A 20,647-nucleotide genomic window follows, 5' to 3' on the forward strand; every position below is an offset into this window, starting at 1 on the left:
ACCGGCGTCCCGTATTTGCGAAAAACAATGCAATACGCGCGGCGCGGCGTCCGTTTAACGTATTAACCTATAAACCGCCCTAACGTAATTTCAATACATGCGGGGCGGCCCAGCCCCGCCGCTCTTGTCCCTTGCATGGCGGAAGAATGCCTGCTTCAAGCCGCCTTTGCTTCTGCTTCATGGAGCGCGAAAGAGCGCCCGTCCGCGTCGAAAATATGCAGGTCTCCGGCGTCCGCCGTCAGCCGCAGTGTCGCTCCGCGCTTGATCTCGACATTGCCCGGCAGCTTGGTCACCAGCGGCAGGTCGGCGCGGCCGATGTCGACATAGACGAGCTGGACCTCGCCGAGCTGCTCGACGTAATCGACCGTCCCTTCGAACAAATAGTCGGCGCCGGTGGCAATCATCAGATCCTCCGGCCTCACCCCGAAGCTCACCGCTGCGCCTTTCGCCGACGCAGGCGTTGCGATCGGCACCGTTGCCTTGCGGCCGCCGACATGGCTGACGACCGTCGGGTTGCCGGTCTTGTCGATCGTCGCCGGCAGGATGTTCATCGCCGGCGAGCCGATGAACTGGGCGACGAAAAGATTGCCGGGCCGCTTGTAGAGCTCCATCGGCGTGCCGACCTGTTCGATATGGCCTTCCTTCAGCACGACGATGCGGTCGGCCAGCGTCATCGCCTCGACCTGGTCGTGGGTGACGTAGATCATCGTCGTGGCCGGCATCGACTCCTTGAGCTTGGCGATCTCGATGCGGGTGGCGACGCGCAGCGCCGCGTCGAGGTTGGATAGCGGCTCGTCGAACAGGAAGACCTTGGGATTGCGCACGATGGCGCGACCGATGGCGACGCGCTGGCGCTGGCCGCCCGACATCGCCTTGGGCAGGCGGTCGAGATATTTGGTCAGCTGCAGGATCTCGGCCGCCTGGCGCACCCGCTTGTCGATCTCGGCCTTGCTTTCCTTGCCGATTTTCATCGAGAACGCCATGTTGTCGTAGACGGTCATGTGCGGATAAAGCGCATAGGACTGGAACACCATGGCGATGCCGCGCTTTGACGGCGGCACGTCGTTGACGATCTCGCCGTCGATCTTGAGCTCGCCCGAGGTGATCTCCTCCAGCCCGGCGATGCAGCGCAGCAAGGTCGACTTGCCGCAACCAGAGGGGCCGACGAAGACGATGAATTCGCCCGACTTTATGTCGAGGTCGACGCCGTGCAGAATGTTGAGATTGCCATATGATTTCCTCACCTGCCTTAGCGTGACATCGGCCATGGTACCCTCCAGTTCTTCCTTGAATTCAGTCGATACGCCCGAACCAGGCGCCGTAGCCGCCGAGGCGGATAGTGCCGGCGCCAGTCTGTCCCGAAAACCCGTGTCCCGGCAAGGGCTGCAATGAGCGGCCGCCAAGATCGACTTCGGCAGGCTTTGCTCCGAGATTGAAGGCGCAGACGATCTGCTCGTTGCCTTCACGGCGGGTGAAGGCGACGGTGTCGCCCTCGCTTTCGATGAACTCGATATCACCCTTGGCCAGTGCCGGATGGGCGCGGCGGAAAGCCAGGAAGCGCCGGTAGTGCTCGAGCAGCGAGCCGTCGTCGCCTTGCTGCACATTGACGGCTTGCGCAAGGTGCTTGCTGGGCACCGGCAGCCAGGGCTTTGCCGTCGAGAAGCCGCCATTGCGGGCAGCGCCGTCCCAAACCATCGGCGTACGGCAGCCGTCGCGGCCCTTGAATTCAGGCCAGAAGCGGATGCCGTATGGGTCCTGCAGATCCTCGAAGCTGAGCTCGGCCTCGCTGAGCCCGAGCTCCTCGCCCTGATAGATACAGACCGAGCCGCGCAACGACATCAGCAGCGCCGAGATGACCTTGAGGTAGGCGGTCGGGTCGGGCTCGCCGGCTGCCCAGCGCGAGGCGGGACGCATCACGTCATGGTTGGAGAAGGCCCAGCACGACCAGCCGTCGCTGGCCACCTTGCCGAAGGTTTCCAGCACCGAGCGTACCTTTGCCGCGCTGATCTTCTCCGGCGCCAGGAAGTCGAAGGAGTAACACATATGCACGCGCTTGCCGCCGGCCGTATAGGCCGCCACCACTTCCAGCCCACGCTGCGAATCGCCGACCTCGCCAACCGCGGCCGTCGCCGGATATTCGTCGAGCAAGGCGCGGAAGCGTTCGAGGAAGCCGAGGTTTTCAGGCCGGCTCTTGTCGTAGAGATGGTCCTGGTAGTTGTAGGGGTTGACGGCCGGCGCCGTCTGGTCGTTTCGCTGCTCGGGCGGCAGCGGCGGATTGTCTTCCAGGCCTTGGCTGTGGAAATAGAAATTGATGGTATCGAGGCGGAAGCCGTCGACGCCGCGCTCCAGCCAGAAGCGGGTGACGTCGAGCAGCGCGTCCTGGACCGCGCGGCTGTGGAAATTGAGGTCGGGCTGCTCGGCCAGGAAATTATGCAGGTAATATTGCTGGCGGCTGGTGTCCCACTGCCAGGCCGAGCCGCCGAAGATCGACAGCCAGTTGTTGGGCGGCGTGCCGTCCGGCTTGGCATCCGCCCAGACATACCAGTCGGCTTTTGGATTGCTCCGGCTCGAGCGGCTCTCCTTGAACCAGGGATGGATGTCGGCGGTGTGCGAGAGCACCTCGTCGATCATCACCTTGAGGCCAAGCCGATGCGCCTCTGCGGTCAGCGCGTCGAAGTCGGCCAGCGTGCCGAACATCGGATCGACATCGCAATAATCCGACACGTCGTAGCCAAAATCCTTCATCGGCGATTTGAAGAATGGCGAGATCCAGATGGCGTCGACACCGAGCCAGGCGATGTAGGCCAGCCGGCTGATCATGCCCCTGAGGTCGCCGATGCCGTCGCCGTTCGAATCCTGATAGCTGCGCGGGTAGATCTGGTAGATCACGGCACCTCGCCACCAGTCGCGATCTATAGCGAGATCTGGCTTCGGGGTGGCCTTCAAAGCGGATTGCATGATCTCAACCTCCTTTCACCGAGCCGGCAAGCAGCCCGCGGACGAAATAGCGCTGCAGCGAGAAGAACACGATCAGCGGCACGATGATGGTGACGAAGGCCGATGTCGTCAGGATCTCCCAGTCGCCGCCGCGCGAGCCGAGCAACGCATTGAGCTTGGCGGTAAGCACGATCTGGTCGCCCTCGGTACCAAGGAAAACCATCGCCACCAGCAGATCGTTCCACACCCAGAGAAACTGGAAGATGGCGAACGAGGCCAGCACCGGGAACGACAATGGCAGCACGATCTTGACGAAGATCTCGAAATCGCTGGCGCCGTCGATGCGCGCCGACTCCATGATCTCGCGTGGTAGGCCGGCGATATAGCTCCTCAGAAGATAGATGGCGAAAGGCAGGCCGAAGCCGGTATGCGCCAGCCAGATGCCGAGATAGGTCTTCGACGGCACGCCGAAGAAGCTGCCGACGCCGTTATAGAGCTTCAACAGCGGGATCAGCGACATCTGCAGCGGCACGACCAGGAGGCCGATGATGACGGCGATGAGCAGCGCCCGGCCGGGAAAGCGCATCCAGGCCAAAGCGTAAGCGGCGAACGCGGCGATCAGGATCGGGATGACGGTCGCCGGAATGGTGACGGTCAGCGAGTTCATGAAGGAGCGGCCGATGCCTTCCGAAAACAGCACCGTGTCGTAATTGTCGGTGGTGAATTTCGGCGGCGCCGACGAGGCGTAATAGACGCGCTGGCCGCGCTCGCCTTCGAAAGCCTTCGGCGAGGTCATGACGAAACTGCCGTCGGCATTGAGCTGCAGGGTCACGCCGTCGCCGAGATCGGCTGTCGTGCCGGCGGGATATTGCGTCGGCGCTGCCGACTTGACGCCGAAGGCGCTGATGTTGCGGGCCGGACCGTCGCCGAAAATATTGCCTTGCAGGATGAACTTGCCGTCCTTCTCGACTTGCGCCGAGGCGGGCGGCAGCCGTCCGGCCTCCGTCTGGCTGGAACTGGTGAACGAGTTCCACCAGCCCGAAGCGATGATCTGGTCCTTGTCGCGCAGCGACGAGACCAGAATGCCGAGCGTCGGGATCGTCCAGATCGCAACGAAGATGAAGACGGCGATATGGACGCCGAAACGGCTGACAAAGGACTTTCCGGTCGCCACGGCCATCTCAATGCCCTTCCGTCTCTTTGTTTGCCTGGCGGATGTTCCAGACCATGATCGGAATGACCGCTATCATGATGATGATGGCGATGGTGGCGCCGCGGCCAAAATCGCCGCCGCCGCGGAACATCCAGTCGAACATCAGATTGGCCAGCACCTGGCTGTTCCACTGGCCGTTGGTCATGGTCAGCACGATGTCGAAAACCTTCAGCACCAGGATGGTGATGGTGGTCCAGACAACGGCGATGGTGCCCCAGATCTGCGGCACCATGATCTTCCAGAAGATCTGGAAAGGGTTGGCGCCGTCGATGACGGCGGCTTCCAGCGTCTCTTCCGGAATGCCGCGCAAGGCCGACGACAGGATGACCATGGCAAAGCCGGTCTGGATCCAGATCAGGATGACCATCAGGAAGAAGTTGTTCCAGAACGGCAGCGAGATCCAGACCTGCGGCTGGCCGCCGAAATACTGGATGATGGCATTGAGCAGGCCGATCTGCGTCTGGCCCTCGCCGCGATATTCGTAGATGAATTTCCAGATGACGCTGGCGCCGACGAACGAGATGGCGAGCGGCAGGAAGATCAGGCTTTTTGCGATGGTGCCCCACCAGATCTTGTCGGTGAGCACGGCGATGATCAGCCCGAGGAAGGTGCAGGCGGCCGGCACCACCGCCAGCCAGATGATGTTGTTGAGGATCGAGTTGCGGAACTCGCGGTCGCCGAACGCCCATTGATAGTTGGCCAAGCCGACGAAATGGGCGCCGCCGCGATCGAGGAACGACAGCCTCAGCGTCTCCACTACCGGGTAGATCAGGTAGATGGTGAGGATGATCATCGCCGGGCCGACGAACAGCCAGGGTCGGATCACCCCCTGCCGGCGCAGATTGTTGATCGCCGCCTTGCCGGAAACGCCACGTGCCGGAAAGATCGTATCGAGTGCCTTGTTGGCGCCCCAGAAATAGGCGACGCAGCCGCCCACGCCGATGATGATGACGAATATCGCCGAAAAAATCTGAGCCGCCATGGGTCCCTCCCCCTGCGCACGGATCCGCCAGTCGAGAATGGCTTTGGCGACGGGATCATGCGCTGATTCAGTTGTCTGGAGCGCGACCAGCCGGAAAGCAGGTCACTGGGCGCGCGTCATACCGGAATGCGTTGTGCTCACGACAATCAACGCGACGCCAAGCACCGGATAAGGTCCGGGCCGTTTGAGGCCCGGACCACATCACATTGGGAACTCAAGCCGGCCGCTTACTTGATCGCGTCCCAGCTTTTCTGGATGTCGGTGGCGACGTCCTGGGCGGACTTGCCGCCGACCAGGTCGATCATGCCGGTCCAGAACGCACCGGCGCCGATCTTGCCCGGCATCAGGTCGGACCCGTCGAAGCGGAAGGTCGAGGCGTTGGCCAGGATCTCGCCCTGCTTCTTCAGCGCGTCGCTGGCATAGGCGTCCTTGTTGACCGACTTGAACGGCGTCACGAAGCCGCCCTGCGCCATCCAGATCTCATGAGCGAGCGGCAGCTTCAGGAATTCGATGAACGCGCGGGCACTCTTGCTGTCTTTGGTGATCATGGCGAGCGTGCCGGCGCCGAGCACCGGAGTGCCGAGCTCGGGCTTGGAAGCGTAAGGCGGGAAGTAGAAGAAGTCGGCATCCTCGCCCATCTTTGTGCCTTGCGGGAAGAAGGTCGGGATGAACGATGCCTGATGGTGCAGATAACATTTTGGCGGCACCGAGAAGAGGCCCTTCGGGCTGTCACGGAAATCGGTCGCCGCAACCGCCTTGGCGCCGCCCTCGACCATCTTGTCGTCGGTGGCGATCTTGCCGAAAATGTCGATGGCGTTGACCACTGCCGGATCGTTGAACGGAATTTCGTTCTTCACCCATTTGTCGTAGGTCTCGGGCGTCTGGGTGCGCAGCATGATGTCTTCGACCCAGTCGGTCGCCGGCCAGCCGGTGGCGCCGCCCGAACCAAGCCCGATGCACCATGGCGTGCCGCCGTCGGCGATGATCTTCTTTTCGAGCTCGGCAAGCTCTTCCTGCGTCTTCGGCACCTTGTAGCCGGCTTCCTCGAAATTGTCCGGCGAGTACCAGACCAGCGACTTCACGTCGGCCTTATACGGAAAGGCGAAGAAGCCGGGCTTGCCGTCCTTGTCCTTGAACGTGCCGAGATCGACCCAGGATTGGCCGGCGCCGTAATTGTCCTTGACCCAGTTGGCGGTGTCGTCGCCGAGCGGCGTCAAAAGACCCTTCGATGCCAGATCCTGGATCAGGCCCGGCTGCGGCAGCACGGCGATGTTGGGCGGGCTGCCGGCCTGCGTGTCGATGACGATCTGCTGCTCGTAATTCTCCGACGAGGAGTACTTGATCTCGGCGCCGGTGGCTTCGGAGAAGTAATCGAGGACGGTGCGGATAAGCCCTTCGTCCTCGCCGCGCCACGGCCCGAAGATCGTCAGCGTCTCGCCCTTGAGGTCGACTTTCTTGAGCTCTTCGTAGTTCGCCCAGTTGAAACGGGGATCTTCGCCCGGCTTGAACTTCAGTTCGGCTTGCGCCGGCATGGCGAGCGCAAGCGTGGCGAACGCAGCACCCAGCAGAAGCATTTTCTTCATCGGTATTCCCTCCCAGTGGTGACAAACACCGAACGAAACCTCCATTCCGTCCGCCGGCGCTGCAGGACTGTGACTCAGTCGGAAAGGAACTGCAACCTTTCGTAGAGTCTTCCAAAGCGCTTTGGTGATTTTGATCTCGCCACTGAATTGATCCGGAGTCAAGAGAAAGCCAGACTAATCGATTTAATTTCTGCGGCCGGGTGCCGGCAAAAGTGCGCTGCAGCACAGTTTTCTGGCGGTGCAGCAGCAAATTCGGCTTCAAACCGGTCCGAACCGTGCGTATGGTCAGTGCGCTCGGCAACGCGGTTCGTAGCGGCCAGCTCGATTCAGATTAAAAGCGCTTTGAGGTTGGAGGCCTCCGGTGAACCTCAAGCAGCTCTCCCACATGCTGGCGCTTTCGCAGACTACGGTGAGCCGCGCATTGAACGGCTACCCGGAAGTCAACGAGGAAACGCGCCGGCGGGTGGTCGATGCCGCCAAGCGTCACGGCTATCGCCCCAATCCGAGCGCCCGCCGGCTGGCGACCGGCAAGACCGGCATGATCGGCTATGTGCTGCCGACGGGAATGACCGTCGACATCGACCCGCATTTCGTCGAGTTCCTGTCCGGCCTCGGCGACTATGCGCGTTCGCACGAGCTCGACCTGGTGCTGTCACCGGCCGATGCCGACGACCAGGAGACGACCTACCGCCGCATTGTCGCCAACCGGCAGGTCGACGCGGTCTATATCTCGTCGCCGAGGCCGGCCGACCGGCGGGTGGCGCTGGTCAATACGCTCGGCATTCCTTTCATCGTCCATGGCCGCAGCGAAGGCTTCGATTTCGACTATCCGTTCACCGACATCGACAATGAGGGCGTCTTCCACGAGGCGGCGCGGCTACTCGTTCAGCTCGGTCATAGGCGTCTGGCGCTGATCAACGGCGACGATCGCGAGACCTTCGCTATCCATCGCGAGCGCGGCGTGCGCCGCGCGCTTGCGGCGAACGGCCTGGTGCTTCGAGATCAGCATATCTGTTCCCTCACCATGACCGAGGAGAACGGCTACCGCGCCGCCAGGCGTCTGCTGGAACGAAGCGACGCGCCGACGGCGATCGCCTGCTCCAGCCTGATTATGGCGCTCGGCGTGGTGCGCGCGGTGCGCGATCTCGGCCTGACCATTCCGGGCGACCTGTCGCTGATCGCCCATGACGACGTCTTTCCCTGGCTGAAGCCGGAAAATTTTTCGGTGCCATTGTCGACGACGCGTTCGTCGATCCGCCTCGCCGGCGCGCGCATCGCCGAACGGCTGGCGGCGCGGATTTCCGGCCTGGAGGAGGGCGCTCGCGGCGAAGTCTGGCCGGTCGACCTGGTGGTCAGGGGATCGGTCGCCGGCGCGCCGGCCTAGAGGCAATCACTCTGAACGACCGAGGTCGACTCTTGGCGGCTGTTGGCCAGCACCAGCGGGTGCGTCCTGGTCTCAGGCCGCGGATTTGAGGTGATCGATGAAGGCGCGCAGCTTCGGCAGGACTTGGCGCTTGCCGGGATGATAAAGGAAGACACCCGGTGTCGTCGTGGCGACGCCGTCGAGCACCGACTGGAGTTTTCCTTCGGCTATCGGACCTTCGGCGAGTGGTCGCGGCGTCTGCGCCAACCCGACGCCCCGCATCGCGGCCCCGACCAATGTCGAATAGTCGTGCGCGATCAGCGGGCCTGAGACGATCGCTTCGATTGCACCGTTGCCGTCGATGAACGACCAGGGCGCGATGGCGCCATTCGAGCGACGCAAGCGTAAGCAGGCGTGGTGGCGCAAGTCGTCGACACGCTCGGGACGGCCGTAGCGCTCGAGATAGTCAGGGCTGCCGACGACTACGAACGAGAACGGCGGGGTCAACCGCACCGCCACCATGTCGGCGGCGATGAGTTGCCCGAGGCGGATGCCGGCATCGAACCCACCGGTCGCGAGATCGACCATCTGGTCGCTCACGGCGATCTCCAGTTCGATCTCAGGATAGGCTTGGCAGAACGACGCGAGCACCGGCTCCAACATCAGCGGCACGATGGCGCGAGGCACAGACAGACGTAGCAGACCGGTCGGCCGCTGGCCGATATCGCGAGCAGCCTCGCCGGCCGCAACGAGCTCCTCGAATGCCGGGCCGGCACGGTCGAGGAACCGCTGGCCAGGTTCGGTTAAGCCAACGCTCCGCGTCGTGCGGACGAACAGCGCCGTGCCCAGGCGAGCTTCCAGCGCGCGCACCGCCTGGCTCACGGCCGATGGCGTCACCCCGAGATCGGCGGCGGCCCGGCGGAAGTTACGCCGCCTGGCGACGGCTAGGAACGCCTCGAGGCCCTCCAGCGCACCATGTCGGACTGTGTAGTTCTGCTTCATAGGTTGTTGTGATTACACCGGATAGTCGAATTGCGGTAGCGGGCTTAAAGCCGCGTGAACCAACTGTTGAGAGTAGGCCAAATGTCCACGGAAATGGTGTTCCAAACCCATCTTGTTCTCGGCTATGTCGCGTGGCTGCTTTGCTTCGGCGCGTACGGTTTGCCGTTGCTCAGGTCGATGGACCGGGTCGCGGCGCAACGCGCTATCGCTATGCTGCACAGCTTCCGCTTCTTCGGGCTCGTCTTCCTGGTTCCGGGCGTCGTAAGCCCCAATCTGCCCGCTGATTTCGCCGTGTTCGCCGCCTACGGCGATTTCGCGACTGGCGTGCTGGCCATGCTGGCGCTGCTCACGGTGAGGATACGCCCGCTCTTCTGGCCGTTGGTCGTCGCCTTCAACGTCGCAGGGACGGTCGACCTCATCGTCGACTATTACCACGCCGTTCAGATCGGCCTTCCTGCACGCGCAGGCGAACTGGGCGCCACCTACGCGATCCCGATCATCTACGTACCGCTGCTGATGATAACGCATATCGCCGCATTCTATTTTCTCCTACGTCCTCAGCAAAACGCGACCTGAGCGGGCTATTCCTTCGCCGCCTCGGCCGCCTTGGTGTTCAGAAGCCCGTAGCCGAAGTCATTGTCCCGCCCCTTCGCGCCGAGATCCTTTGCCGTGGCGGCAAGTGCTTTCTCGACCCAGTCGGCGGAGCGGTCGGGCGCGGCATGCAACAGATTGGCGACGGCGCCGGTCACGATCGCCGCGGCGAAGGACGTCCCGGTCACCACGTCCGAGCCGGCGCCGCTCGGCGCCACCATCTCGACGCCGGGAGCGGAGATGAAGACGTAGGCGCCGCGATTGGCCTGCGGCATCAGCCCATCCTTGGCATCGGTGGCCGTCACCGCGATCACGGCGTCGAAGGCGGCCGGATAACCATAGGGCGCCTTCGGTCCGTTATTGCCGGCGGCCGCGACCAGCACGATGCCAAGCGCGCGCGCATTGCGGCAGGCGATGCCGAGCAGGTCGTTCTTCGGGCCGACGAAGCTCATATTGATGATGCGGACATCCTGCTCCGCCGCCCAGTCAAGCGCCGAAAGGATGACGTCCATGGTCGACTTGCCGCCCTCGAAGGCGCGGGCATGATAGATCCTGGCGCCCGGCGCCATGCCTTTGAACGCGCCGGTGCCGGCGATCAGTCCATCGACCGAAGTGCCGTGGTCGCGCGCCTTGATCGGCACGTCGGGCATGGCATCGAACTGCCCGGCGATGACGCCGGAGAGCGCCGGATTGCCGTCGTCGATGCCGGTGTCGATGACGCCGACGCGCACATTCTCGCCGCTGGCTTTGTCGGCATCGAGCGCGATGCGCTCGAACGCATAATTGGCGATGCTGGCCGCCTGCTGCAGCGAGTAGACATGGTTGGCCTCACGCCGCAAAGTGCGGCCGTCGGCGGCGAGCTGCGCCAGCACGACGCCGACCGGGCGGCCATCGGGAATGCCGAAGCGCACCAGCGTGTTGCCGAGCAGCCGCGACTGCCGCTGCGAGCGTATCTCGAGGCCGAACGAGGCCGCGATCTGCTGGACCGCGCCGGCCTCGCCATTGACGGTGACCAGCACCTCGTCGGGCACGAAATCGCCGGTCACGGCGCGCGGCGGCTCGGTTGCCACAAGATCGGTCGGCGCAACCACCGCACCGCCCGGCACCGCAGCCTGTATTGCCGGCGCGACGGCGGGTGGGGTTGCAGTATTGCCAGGAGGTATCGGCGCCTCGGTGACTACGGCAGGATTGGGGAACAGGTCGACAATCAAGCCCGGAAGAAACACCGCGCCCGTCGTTCCATGTGCCGGCGCTTTGCCGCCATCCTTCACGCCGCCGCCATCCTTGGCGCAGTCGGCGTTGGCAGCACTTCCCCGGTTCAGGCAGTCGATCTCAGCCTGGGTGAGGTTCGGGTCATTGGTCTGCGCCATTGCGGACGCGGCGAAGATTGTCATCGCCGCCGTCAATCGAATGACCGCCTCAGCCGCCATCAGCCGGTTTCCTTCCCTCCAGGGCAGCTTCGGTGAAAGGCTGGGCGGCGATAAGGCCAAGCAGCTTCTGATAGTCGGCAGCGGTCTCGGCCGGGACGCCGACGCGGAAGACGCCGTCGGCGGTCGGCCCGCCGGCGATCTTCAACTGGTTCTGGTCGAGAAAAGCGATGATGTCGGACAGCTTCGCATCCGGTTTGAACTTCACAAGGGCAAACGGCATTTTGGCCAGATCGTCCTCCGATCCGGCAATCTCGAAATCGCCATCTCTGTTGCCGGTCTGCACAAAGGATTGCGCGACGACCAGGGCCAGCAGCACCGCGGCCGCGGCCCAGGCGACGCCGGCGGGCACCGCCATGAAGCGGCTCCAGGCCTGCGCCAGCCAGGACGATGCCGCCGGCGCGCGGGACGGGCCGGCCTCGGCGTCGAGCGCCTTGGCAAAGCGGCTGAGCGCATCGGCCGGCGGGCGGATTGCCTCGTTTGCGGCAGCGGTGCCGGAGAATTCGGCCTCGGCCTCGCCTAGTGCGGCCATCGCCGCCGGATCGCTCGCCAGCCATTCCTCGATGGCTTCGAGCTCGGTGCCCTCCAGCGAGCCGTTCAGATAAAACGGCAGCAGCATTTCCATTTCGTCGCGGCGTGACATCTTTTCAGCGGCGCTCATGGCCACCCCCTGTCGTAACCGGCGGCCTTGAGGGCTTCGCCGAGTTTCTTGCGGGCGTAGAACATCCTGGTCTTGACCGTTGCGACCGGGATGCCGAGTACCACGCCGATCTCGCTCACCGATTGCCCGTGATAATAGGCAAGGTCGATCACCTGCGGTGCTCTTCCGGCATGGCATCGATAAAGCGTCGCAAGGCGGCGGCCTTGTCTTCCTTCATCGTCACGACTTCAGGCGTGTCGGCGCCGTCGGCGACCTGGGCCGCGTCATCGTCGTCGATCCAGTCTTCCTTCTTCTTGCGCAGCAGGGACAGCGCCTTGAAGCGGGCAATGCCGAGCAGCCATGTCGAGACCTCCGAGCGCCCCTCGAAGGCCGGTGCCTGCCGCCAGAGTTCGAGGAACACCTCGTTCGCGATATCGTCGGCCATCTGTTCCGATCCCGTCTGGCGTGCCACGAAGCGGTAGACCCGCGCGTGGTGGCGCATGAACAGGAGCCGCACGGCGGCACGGTCGCCTTTCGCGACCCGCTCGACAAGCGCGCGATCGGTCTCCGCGGCCGTCATCGCCGGTCGAGCCGCCTGGCTCCTGCCTGCTCTGTCGCTGATCGGCCCAAAAAGGTTCACCGCATCCGCCCGTATATATGCGGAGGCTAACTGAAGAGCGGGAGCGTTGCCAGAGGGAGAAGAGGGCGCGCGCTCAACTCAGGAACGGCTTTGCCTTCATCGTCGCCGGCACCGGCACGCCGAGGCGCGCAAGCACCGTCGGCGCGAGCTGCAACTGATCGAGCAGCGTACTGGCTTCCGGACCCTCGCCGGATCCGAAGTAGTAAAGTGCGAAATCCTGCATCTCCTCGTCGTGGCCGCCATGATGGCCGCGATCGGTCTGGCCATGATCGGCGGTGACGATCACCTCGTAGCCGGCTTCCCGCCAGCGCGGCAGGAAGCCGGCGAGCATGGCGTCCATTGCATAGACGGCATGATCCATCTCGTGGCAGTCATGGCCGAAGCGGTGGCCCATCGAGTCCAGAGTACAGCTGTGCAGGATGCCGTAGTCGATGCCGTAGCGCCTGGTCAGCATGGTCAACGTCGCGAACAGGTCGACGTCGCTCGGTGTCATCTGGTTCCTGGCATTGTAGCCGGTCATGGTGTGAAACCGGCCATGGCCGATCGGCCTGCCCGGCTGGTCGAACTCCATGTCCTCGACCAGATCGAACGGATAGGCCCGGAAGAATTCGGACCAGTAGGAGTGGGTGACCGCACCGGTCTTGCCGCCGGCCCTGCTGACTTCGGAAAAGATGTCCGGCTGTTCGACGCGAAACCGGTTCTCGTTCGACAGGATACCGTGCATTTGCGGCGGCACGCCGGTGTGGATCGAGGCATAGCAGGATGCCGAGGTCGACGGCAGCACGGAGCGCATTTTCCATACGCGGGCTTCGCCTGATTGCACCCAGCCTTCGAGATTGCCCATCAGCCGACGCCAGTTCCGGTAAGGCACGCCGTCGAGGATGATGAGCAATAGTTTTGTGTTGAGCGCCAAGGGCGCCTCCATGCGGCTTAATCGGAAAAGTCAGGGCCGGCCTGCCGTTCAATCCACGCCCGGACAGGATCGTCGGGCGCAAAGTGCGGCCCGCTAGTTCCCCGCGCTGGCCATGCGCCGTCCCTTGATCGCCTTTTCCAGCCAGCCGATCTCCATTTCGGGCACCGACGATAGCAAAAGATCGGTGTAGGCATCGAAGGGCGGCGTCAGCACCTTGCTCTTGGCCCCGTAGCGCACCACTTCGCCGCGATACATCACGGCGATCGAATCGGCGATCGACTTCACTGTTGCGAGATCATGGGTGATGAACAGATAAGCGACGTTTTCCTCTTTCTGCAGCTCGAGCAGCAGCTCCAGTATGCCGTGGGCGACCAGCGGATCGAGCGCCGATGTCACCTCGTCGCAGATGATCAGCTTCGGCTTGGCGGCGAGCGAACGGGCGATGCAGACGCGCTGCTTCTGGCCGCCCGAAAGCTCGGCCGGATAGCGGTCGACATAGCCTTTACCCATTTCGATCTTGTCGAGCAGTTCGGCGACGCGTTTGTCGCGCTCGCGCCCGCGCATCCCAAAATAGAATTCCAGCGGCCGGCCGATGATGGTGCCGACCGTCTGGCGCGGGTTCATCGCCACGTCGGCCATCTGGTAGATCATCTGCAGTTGGCGAAGATCCTCTTTCGGCCGGTCGACAAGCCGGTTGGCGAGCGGCCGTCCGTCGAAGGTGACGGTGCCTTGTTCGGGCGGCAAGAGGCCGGTGATGGCGCGCGCCAGTGTCGATTTGCCGGAGCCGGACTCGCCGACCACCGCCAGCGTCTGGCCGGCGAAAATATCGACCGAGACGTTCTTCAGCACCTTGATGTGACTGCGGCCATAGGCGGCGGTGATGTTCTTGACCGACAGGAACGGGCTCGTGCCGGGCTTCTGCTCCTGGTGTTCGATCTCATGCACCGAAACCAGCGCGTTGGTGTATTCCTGGCGCGGCTCCTTGATGATCTGGCGGGTGCCGCCCCATTCGACCAGCCGGCCGTGGCGCAGCACCATGATCTCGTCCGAGACCTGGGCGACGACGGCAAGGTCGTGAGTGATGTAGAGCGCCGCGACATGCGTGTCGCGGATGGCATCCTTGATCGCCGCCAGGACGTCGATCTGCGTGGTCACGTCGAGCGCCGTGGTCGGCTCGTCGAAGACGATCAGGTCGGGTTCCGAGCACAGCGCCATTGCCGTCATGACGCGCTGCAGCTGACCGCCCGACACCTGGTGGGGGAAGCGCTCGCCGATGCTTTCGGGATTCGGCAGGCTGAGCTTCTTGAACAGCGCCACGGCGCGCTTTTCGGCTTCGGCCCGCGTCGCCGTGCCGTGCAGGAGTGCTGCCTCGACCACCTGGTCCATCAGCCTGTGCGCCGGATTGAAGGCGGCTGCCGCCGATTGCGCGACATAGCAGACCTCGCGGCCGCGCAATTTGCGAAACCCTTCGTTGCCGCCCTTCAGGATGTCGCGGCCATTGAGGATGACCTCGCCGCCGGTGATGCGCACGCCGCCGCGGCCGTAGCCCATCGACGACAGGCCGATGGTCGATTTGCCGGCGCCGGACTCGCCGATCAATCCGAGCACCTTGCCCTTTTCGAGCGTCAGCGAGACATCGTGCACCAGCACGATGTTCTTCGGCGCCTCACCCGGCGGATATACCGTGGCCTCGATGCGCAGATTGCGGATGTCGAGCAGCACGCCGGACTTTGGTTGCCCGGGCTTCGGTTGCCCGGGCTTCGGTTGCCCGGGCTTCGGTTGCTTGTCAGCCATTACCCGCGTCCTCCCTTCAGGCTTGTCGTGCGGTTGAGCACCCAGTCGGCGACGAGATTGACGGAAATCGCCAGCGCTGCGATCGCCGCCGCCGGAATGAGGGCGGCGCCTATGCCGAAGACGATGCCATCCTTGTTTTCCTTGACCATGCCGCCCCAATCGGCGTCCGGCGGCTGCACGCCAAGCCCGAGGAAGGACAGCGTCGACAGGAACAGTACGGCATAGATGAAGCGCAGGCCGAGTTCCGAAACCAGCGGCGACAGCGCATTGGGCAGGATTTCCCGGAAGATGATCCAGCCGCTGCCTTCGCCGCGCAGCTTGGCCGCCTCGACATAATCCATGACGTTGATGTCGACGGCGACCGCCCTCGACAGGCGGTAGACGCGGGTCGAGTCGAGAATGCCCATGACCAGGATCAGTGTCACGAGATTGGATGGCAGCACCGACAGCACGACAAGGGCCATGATCAGTGTCGGGATCGACATCAGGAGATCGACGAGACGCGACAGAAGCGTGTCGAACCAGCCGCCGAAAACCGCTGCCGAAAAGCCGAGGATGGCGCCGAGCGAGAAGGACAGCGCGGTCGCCAGCACCGCGATGAACAGGGTGATGCGGGCGCCGTAGATCATGCGCGACAACAGATCGCGGCCGAGATTGTCGGTGCCCAGCCAATGCGCCGCGGACATCGGTTCCCAAGGGACGTCGCTGACGATCTCGGCATTGCCATGCGGCGCGATCCACGGCGCAAAAATTGCTGCCAGCACGAACAGCGCCGTCAGCACGATGCCGACCAATGCCGGGATAGGGATGCGTTTGATGACGAGCATACCCGCCCCCCTCATTTCGGATGTCTGAGGCGCGGATTGGCGATGATCGCCGCTATGTCCGCGATGATGTTCAGGCTGATGTAGACGGCGGCGAAGATCAGCCCGACCGCCTGCACCACCGGCACGTCACGCTTGGTGACGTGGTCGACCAGGTATTGGCCCATGCCTGGATAGACAAAGATAACTTCGACGACGACGACGCCGACGATCAGGTAAGCGAGATTGAGCATCACGACGTTGATGATCGGCGCGATGGCATTGGGGAAGGCATGCCTGCGGATGACCGCGAAGGCCGAAAGCCCCTTGAGTTCGGCGGTCTCGACATAGGCGGACTGCATCACATTGAGGATCGCAGCGCGCGTCATGCGCATCATATGCGCGAGCACCACCAGGGTCAGCGCTGCCGCCGGCAGTGCTATGGCCTGAATGCGTTCGCCGAAAGGCATCCCGTCATAGACCGTGGAAATGGCGGGAAACCATTGATGTTGCACCGCGAAGAAAAAGACGAGCACATAGCCGATGAAGAATTCCGGAAACGAGGTCGAGGCGAGCGCTAACCCGGAGATCAGCTTGTCGACCCAGCCATTGCGGTAGCGCACCGCGATCAGGCCGAGGATGATCGCCAGCGGCACCGCGACGATCGCCGCCCAGAAGGCAAGGAACAGCGTGTTCCACAGCCTTCCCTTGATAGAGGTTGCGATATCCTGACCGCTCGACATAGCCGTGCCGAGATCACCGGTCAGGATGCCGCCGAGCCAGCGAAAATAACGGATGTAAGCGGGATCATTGAGGCCGAGCTGCTCGCGCAGATTGGCGAGCGACTCCGGTGTCGCCGACTGCCCGAGAATGGCTTGCGCGACGTCGCCGGGCAGGATTTGGGTGCCGGCGAAGATCAGGACCGAAACGGCCAACAGCAGCAGAATGCCCAGCGCAATGCGCTGGGCCACCAGTTTCACGATGGGTGAGGACATATCCGCAAGGCCGGGCTCAGGCTTCGAGCCAGCACTTCGCCAGAGCATATCCGTTCATCAACTCCTGATGCGGATCATCCACCCAGCCGGCGACCTTGGCGCCCGTCGCGTCGATGAACTGATTGAACATCGGCAGGATCAAGCCGCCCTCGTCGCGCACCATCACAGCCATGTCGTGGTACATTGCCTTGCGCTTGGCCTCGTCGAGCTCGGCGCGAGCCGCCAGCACCATCTTGTCGAAATCCGGACGCTTGAAACGTGTGTCGTTCCAGTCGGCCGTCGACAGATAGGCGGTAGAGTACATCTGGTCCTGCGTCGACCGGCCGCCCCAGTAGGAGGCGCAGAAGGGCTGCTTGTTCCAGACTTCCGACCAGTAGCCGTCGCCCGGTTCGCGTTTGATCTCCAGCTTGATGCCGGCCTTGGCCGCGCTTTGCTGGAACAGCTGTGCGGCATCGACGGCACCGGGGAAGGCGACGTCCGACGTCCGGAGCAGGACGGCACCGTCATGGCCCGATTTCTTGTAGTGGAACTTGGCCTTATCGGGATCGTATTTGCGCTGCTCGATCTCGGTGAATAGCGGGTACGATGCATTGATCGGGAAGTCGTTGCCGAGCGAGCCATAGCCACGCAGCACCTTGTTCAGCATCTCCTCGCGGTCGATCGCCAGCTTCAACGCCATCCGCAAGTCGTTGTTGTCGAACGGCGCGGTGTCGCAGTGCATGATGAAGACGTAGTGGCCGGGTCCCGAATGGTTGCGGATGGTGACGCCGGGCACGCGCTTGATCAGATCGACGATCTTCGGCTCGACCCGGTTGATCATGTTGACCTGGCCGCCCTGCAGCGCCGCCGTGCGGGCCGTGGCGTCGTTGATGACGATGATCTCTATCTGGTCGGCATGGCCCATCTTGTCGCCCTGCCAGTAATTGGCGAAGCGCTCGCCGCCATGGCGCACGCCGGGCTCGTTGGTGGTGACCTTGTAAGGACCCGCCGAGATACCGGCATCGGCCTTGTCCTTGCCGCCGTTCGGCTGGATGATCAGGTGATAGTCGCTAAGCAGGTAGGGCAGGTCGGCATTCGGCTCCTTCAGCGTCAGCACCACTTCCTTGCCGCTGGCCTTTATGCTCTCGATGCCTTTCATGTAACCGAGCGCGCCGGACTTCGACTTCTCGTCCGAATGGCGTTCGAGGGTGGCGGCCACGTCCTCTGCGGTCACCTTCTTGCCGTTGTGAAACTCGACGCCATCGCGGATCTTCAGCGTCCAGGTCTTGGCGTCGTCCGACGAGCCGATCTCCTCGGCGATGCGGTTCTCGAGCTTGCCTTCGGGAGACAGTTCGACGATCAGTTCGCCCCACATCTTGCCGAAGGCGAACGGCACCTGCGTCATAAACAGCGCCGGATCGAGGCTGTTGGTGGACTCGCCACCGACCAGGCCGGCCTTGAGCGTGCCGCCCTTGACCGGACCCGCCGCGCGGGAAGCGCTGGATAGCAGCGAATTGGCGAAGGTTGCGGTGACGCCGAGCGCTGCTGCCCGGCCGAGAAAATCGCGACGGCTCAGCTTGCCGGACGCAACGCGCCGGCTCAGATATTCCAGTTCGTTCGACATGTTGAGTTCCTCACTCTGTTGGTCCGACCTTATGGTCGTTTTTCTCATTTCTATCGGGAGAATAATGACCGTAAGGGAAAGCGGTAAGCAAGACCGAATGCGACATGCCGTGGCGTAAATCGTGCGTCGCAATTGGACCAATCGCTATAAGCGCTCAAAGCAGTGCGCGCGGGATTTTCTCCTCGAAGTTGCGCTCGAAGACGAGTTTCTCGCCTTCATAGGCTTCGATTCTGGCGCTAACCACGAAGCTTTGCGCGTCGGACCGCATTTCGGCGAAGGTTTCTGTGCGCACCGACCATCCATTTCGCGACAGCGTCTGGGTCCAATGCGTCTTGCCCGAGGCTGACAGCGGATTGTCGGGATGGATCGCCCATGTCTCTCTGGCGATGCTGCCATTGGCGAGGCCATGCCCCAGGTCGCGCACCTCACCGAAATCGTCGACGATGAAAAGCGTAATCATTCCGGTCTTTTCGTCGCGATCGACATGACGCTCGGAATTGGCGGGCCGAAGCGTCTCCGTTGCCCAGGGCGCAGCACCTTCGGGAGCGGGGAAGGTGACCTCGTCGCCTGTCGCTGGCGGGCGCACCGGCAGCATCAATGTCGCGGCCGACAATTCCAGCCGGACCGGCTCCGGCGACGGCCAGATCATCGGCCAGTAGGCGTTCGAAACGGCAACGCGCAAGCGATGGCCGGCCGGCACGCGATAGGCGCATTGGTCGAGCACCACCCGGGCGCTGACGGTTTCGCCGGGCACCAGCGCTTCGGGAAATTCGTGCGAGTTGCGATGCGTCAGGTTGAGCACGCCGTACGAGATCAGCTCCGATGCCCCGTCCGGATGGACGTCGCACAGCCGAACCGCGATGTTCGCCTGGCGCCGGTCCGACGAGACCCTGACCACAACTTCGGGAGCACCGACAATGTCGATCGTTTCGGTCAGCACCGGCTGGTCGAAGCACACCGACAGCGCATCGTCGGGGCGCTGGTCACCCGGCAGTTCCGGGCCGAAGGTGAAGGGGAAATATTCGCCGCCGGCGAGGCCGCAGCTTTGCGGCGAAGCGACGATGGCGTGGTTGCCTTCAGCGATAAGCTCAACCTCTTGGGTCTTGATGTTGGGCGACGGCCATTCCGATTCAGCGACCCAGCGGCCCGGCCGCTCGGGATGCCAGCGCGCCGGACGCACGTTGTCCATGACATAGGCGCGGTAGGCGGGGTCGGCCTCGACGCCGGTGTCGATGTCCTTCAGCCAGCGGTCCCACCAGCGCAAGGCCTCCTGCAGGAAGCCGATGCGCGGTTCGGGCGCGGCGTAATGCGGGTATTTGTGGATCCACGGGCCGACGATGCCCTTGACCGGCGCCTCGATATTGACGGCGAGATGGGAAATCGTATTGCGATAGCCATCATGCCAGCCGCCGATCGACAGCACCGCGGCATGGATGGCGGAATAGTCCTCGCAGATCGAGCCGCGCTTCCAATAGGCATCGCGATGCTGGTGCTTCAGCCACAGCGGTGCCAGGAAGGGCTGGTTCTCCAGCCTGGTCAGCCACAGGTCGCGCCATCTGTTGTCGCCGGCCAGCAACGGATCCGGCGGCCTTGACGAATAGGACAGCATGGTCGAGGCCCAGCCGAAATTCTCGATCAGCAGGCAGCCGCCCTTGTAGTGGATGTCGTCGGCATAGCGGTCGACCGTCGAACAGAGACTGATGACCGCCTTCAGCGCCGGCGGCTGCTTGGCTGCTACCTGCAGGCAGTTGAAGCCGCCCCACGAAATGCCCATCATGCCGACATTGCCGTTGCACCAGGGCTGGTCCGCCGCCCAGGCGATGACGTCGCAAGCGTCCTGCAATTCCTGCTCGGAATATTCGTCGTCCATCAGCCCTTCGGAATCGCCATTGCCGCGCATGTCGACGCGGATCGAGGCGTAGCCGTGGCCGGCAAAATAGGGATGCGTCAGCTGATCACGATAGATCGTGCCGTCGCGCTTGCGATAGGGCAGGTGTTCGAGGATTGCCGGCACTGGATCGTCGGCAGCATCGGCCGGCATCCACACCCGCGCCGACAGCCGGCAGCCGTCCGGCATGATGATCCCCATATCCGGAAATTCGACGATCTTTCGTGGGAATTCAGTGACGATTTTCATGCGGGCGAACTCCAGGAGCGCCAG

16 protein-coding genes and 1 pseudogene are annotated in these 20,647 nt (G+C 63.3%); 2 read left to right on the forward strand and 15 right to left on the reverse strand.

Features of this window, described 5'->3' with window-relative positions; translation table 11 throughout:
- Positions 1–155 precede the first annotated feature (155 nt).
- The 5 genes from NKH33_RS09805 to NKH33_RS09825 all read right to left on the reverse strand — a co-directional run bounded on the left by NKH33_RS09805 (position 156) and on the right by NKH33_RS09825 (position 6,715).
- The gene (locus tag NKH33_RS09805; protein ID WP_352469836.1) at positions 156–1,268 is read right to left on the reverse strand and encodes an ABC transporter ATP-binding protein; all 1,113 of its coding nucleotides are present in this window, start codon (positions 1,266–1,268) and stop codon (positions 156–158) included.
- A 25-nt stretch (positions 1,269–1,293) separates the two neighbouring features.
- Entirely contained in the window at positions 1,294–2,958 is a 1,665-nt protein-coding gene (gene bglA / locus NKH33_RS09810) for a beta-galactosidase BglA (RefSeq protein ID WP_352919162.1), read from the reverse strand.
- A 4-nt stretch (positions 2,959–2,962) separates the two neighbouring features.
- Complete coding sequence (locus NKH33_RS09815) at positions 2,963–4,117, reverse strand: carbohydrate ABC transporter permease (protein ID WP_352767362.1); 1,155 nt, start codon at positions 4,115–4,117, stop codon at positions 2,963–2,965.
- A gap of 1 nt (position 4,118) precedes the next feature.
- Positions 4,119–5,132 (reverse strand): carbohydrate ABC transporter permease, encoded by a 1,014-nt coding sequence (locus NKH33_RS09820; RefSeq protein WP_352540346.1) that lies wholly within the window; start codon positions 5,130–5,132, stop codon positions 4,119–4,121.
- 227 nt (positions 5,133–5,359) lie between these two features.
- Positions 5,360–6,715 carry an ABC transporter substrate-binding protein gene (locus NKH33_RS09825; RefSeq protein WP_352681550.1) on the reverse strand — a complete coding sequence of 452 codons (1,356 nt, stop codon included), beginning with the start codon at positions 6,713–6,715 and terminating at the stop codon, positions 5,360–5,362.
- Between the two features lie 361 nt (positions 6,716–7,076).
- Here NKH33_RS09825 and NKH33_RS09830 point away from each other — a divergent pair, with 361 nt between their 5' ends.
- Positions 7,077–8,099: a substrate-binding domain-containing protein gene (locus NKH33_RS09830; protein ID WP_352919165.1), complete on the forward strand. Its 1,023-nt coding sequence runs from the start codon at positions 7,077–7,079 to the stop codon at positions 8,097–8,099.
- A 72-nt stretch (positions 8,100–8,171) separates the two neighbouring features.
- Here NKH33_RS09830 and NKH33_RS09835 read toward each other — a convergent pair whose 3' ends face one another.
- Positions 8,172–9,080, reverse strand: coding sequence for a LysR family transcriptional regulator (locus NKH33_RS09835; RefSeq protein ID WP_352919168.1), 909 nt, complete (start codon positions 9,078–9,080; stop codon positions 8,172–8,174).
- Between the two features lie 81 nt (positions 9,081–9,161).
- Here NKH33_RS09835 and NKH33_RS09840 point away from each other — a divergent pair, with 81 nt between their 5' ends.
- A complete protein-coding gene (locus NKH33_RS09840; protein WP_352919373.1) occupies positions 9,162–9,656 on the forward strand; it encodes a DUF8737 domain-containing protein in 495 nt (164 codons plus the stop codon).
- 5 nt (positions 9,657–9,661) lie between these two features.
- On the opposite strand, the gene NKH33_RS09845 is transcribed toward NKH33_RS09840, so the two are convergent.
- The 9 genes and pseudogenes from NKH33_RS09845 to NKH33_RS09885 all read right to left on the reverse strand — a co-directional run bounded on the left by NKH33_RS09845 (position 9,662) and on the right by NKH33_RS09885 (position 20,623).
- On the reverse strand, positions 9,662–11,101 hold the full coding sequence (locus tag NKH33_RS09845) for a S8 family serine peptidase (RefSeq protein ID WP_352919171.1): 1,440 nt from the start codon (positions 11,099–11,101) through the stop codon (positions 9,662–9,664).
- On the reverse strand, positions 11,091–11,759 hold the full coding sequence (locus tag NKH33_RS09850; RefSeq protein WP_352830216.1) for an anti-sigma factor: 669 nt from the start codon (positions 11,757–11,759) through the stop codon (positions 11,091–11,093). The genes NKH33_RS09845 and NKH33_RS09850 overlap by 11 nt, the downstream gene beginning before the upstream one ends.
- Positions 11,756–12,318 (reverse strand): annotated as a pseudogene (locus NKH33_RS09855) (sigma-70 family RNA polymerase sigma factor). Before NKH33_RS09855 ends, NKH33_RS09850 begins: the two are co-directional and overlap by 4 nt.
- Before the next feature lie 133 nt (positions 12,319–12,451).
- Complete coding sequence (locus NKH33_RS09860; RefSeq protein WP_352919174.1) at positions 12,452–13,291, reverse strand: alkaline phosphatase family protein; 840 nt, start codon at positions 13,289–13,291, stop codon at positions 12,452–12,454.
- 93 nt (positions 13,292–13,384) lie between these two features.
- Positions 13,385–15,085 (reverse strand): ABC transporter ATP-binding protein, encoded by a 1,701-nt coding sequence (locus NKH33_RS09865; RefSeq protein WP_352919176.1) that lies wholly within the window; start codon positions 15,083–15,085, stop codon positions 13,385–13,387.
- Positions 15,085–15,912 (reverse strand): ABC transporter permease, encoded by an 828-nt coding sequence (locus tag NKH33_RS09870; protein WP_352452240.1) that lies wholly within the window; start codon positions 15,910–15,912, stop codon positions 15,085–15,087. Before NKH33_RS09870 ends, NKH33_RS09865 begins: the two co-directional genes overlap by 1 nt.
- Before the next feature lie 11 nt (positions 15,913–15,923).
- Positions 15,924–16,883 (reverse strand): ABC transporter permease, encoded by a 960-nt coding sequence (locus tag NKH33_RS09875; RefSeq protein ID WP_352540353.1) that lies wholly within the window; start codon positions 16,881–16,883, stop codon positions 15,924–15,926.
- Between the two features lie 16 nt (positions 16,884–16,899).
- Positions 16,900–18,486 (reverse strand): ABC transporter substrate-binding protein, encoded by a 1,587-nt coding sequence (locus NKH33_RS09880; protein ID WP_352849757.1) that lies wholly within the window; start codon positions 18,484–18,486, stop codon positions 16,900–16,902.
- Between the two features lie 154 nt (positions 18,487–18,640).
- Positions 18,641–20,623 (reverse strand): CocE/NonD family hydrolase, encoded by a 1,983-nt coding sequence (locus tag NKH33_RS09885; protein WP_352919179.1) that lies wholly within the window; start codon positions 20,621–20,623, stop codon positions 18,641–18,643.
- Positions 20,624–20,647: the final 24 nt, after the last annotated feature.

Origin of the sequence: Mesorhizobium sp. M1182, assembly GCF_040318335.1 — a bacterium.
Classification (GTDB): Bacteria; Pseudomonadota; Alphaproteobacteria; order Rhizobiales; family Rhizobiaceae; genus Mesorhizobium.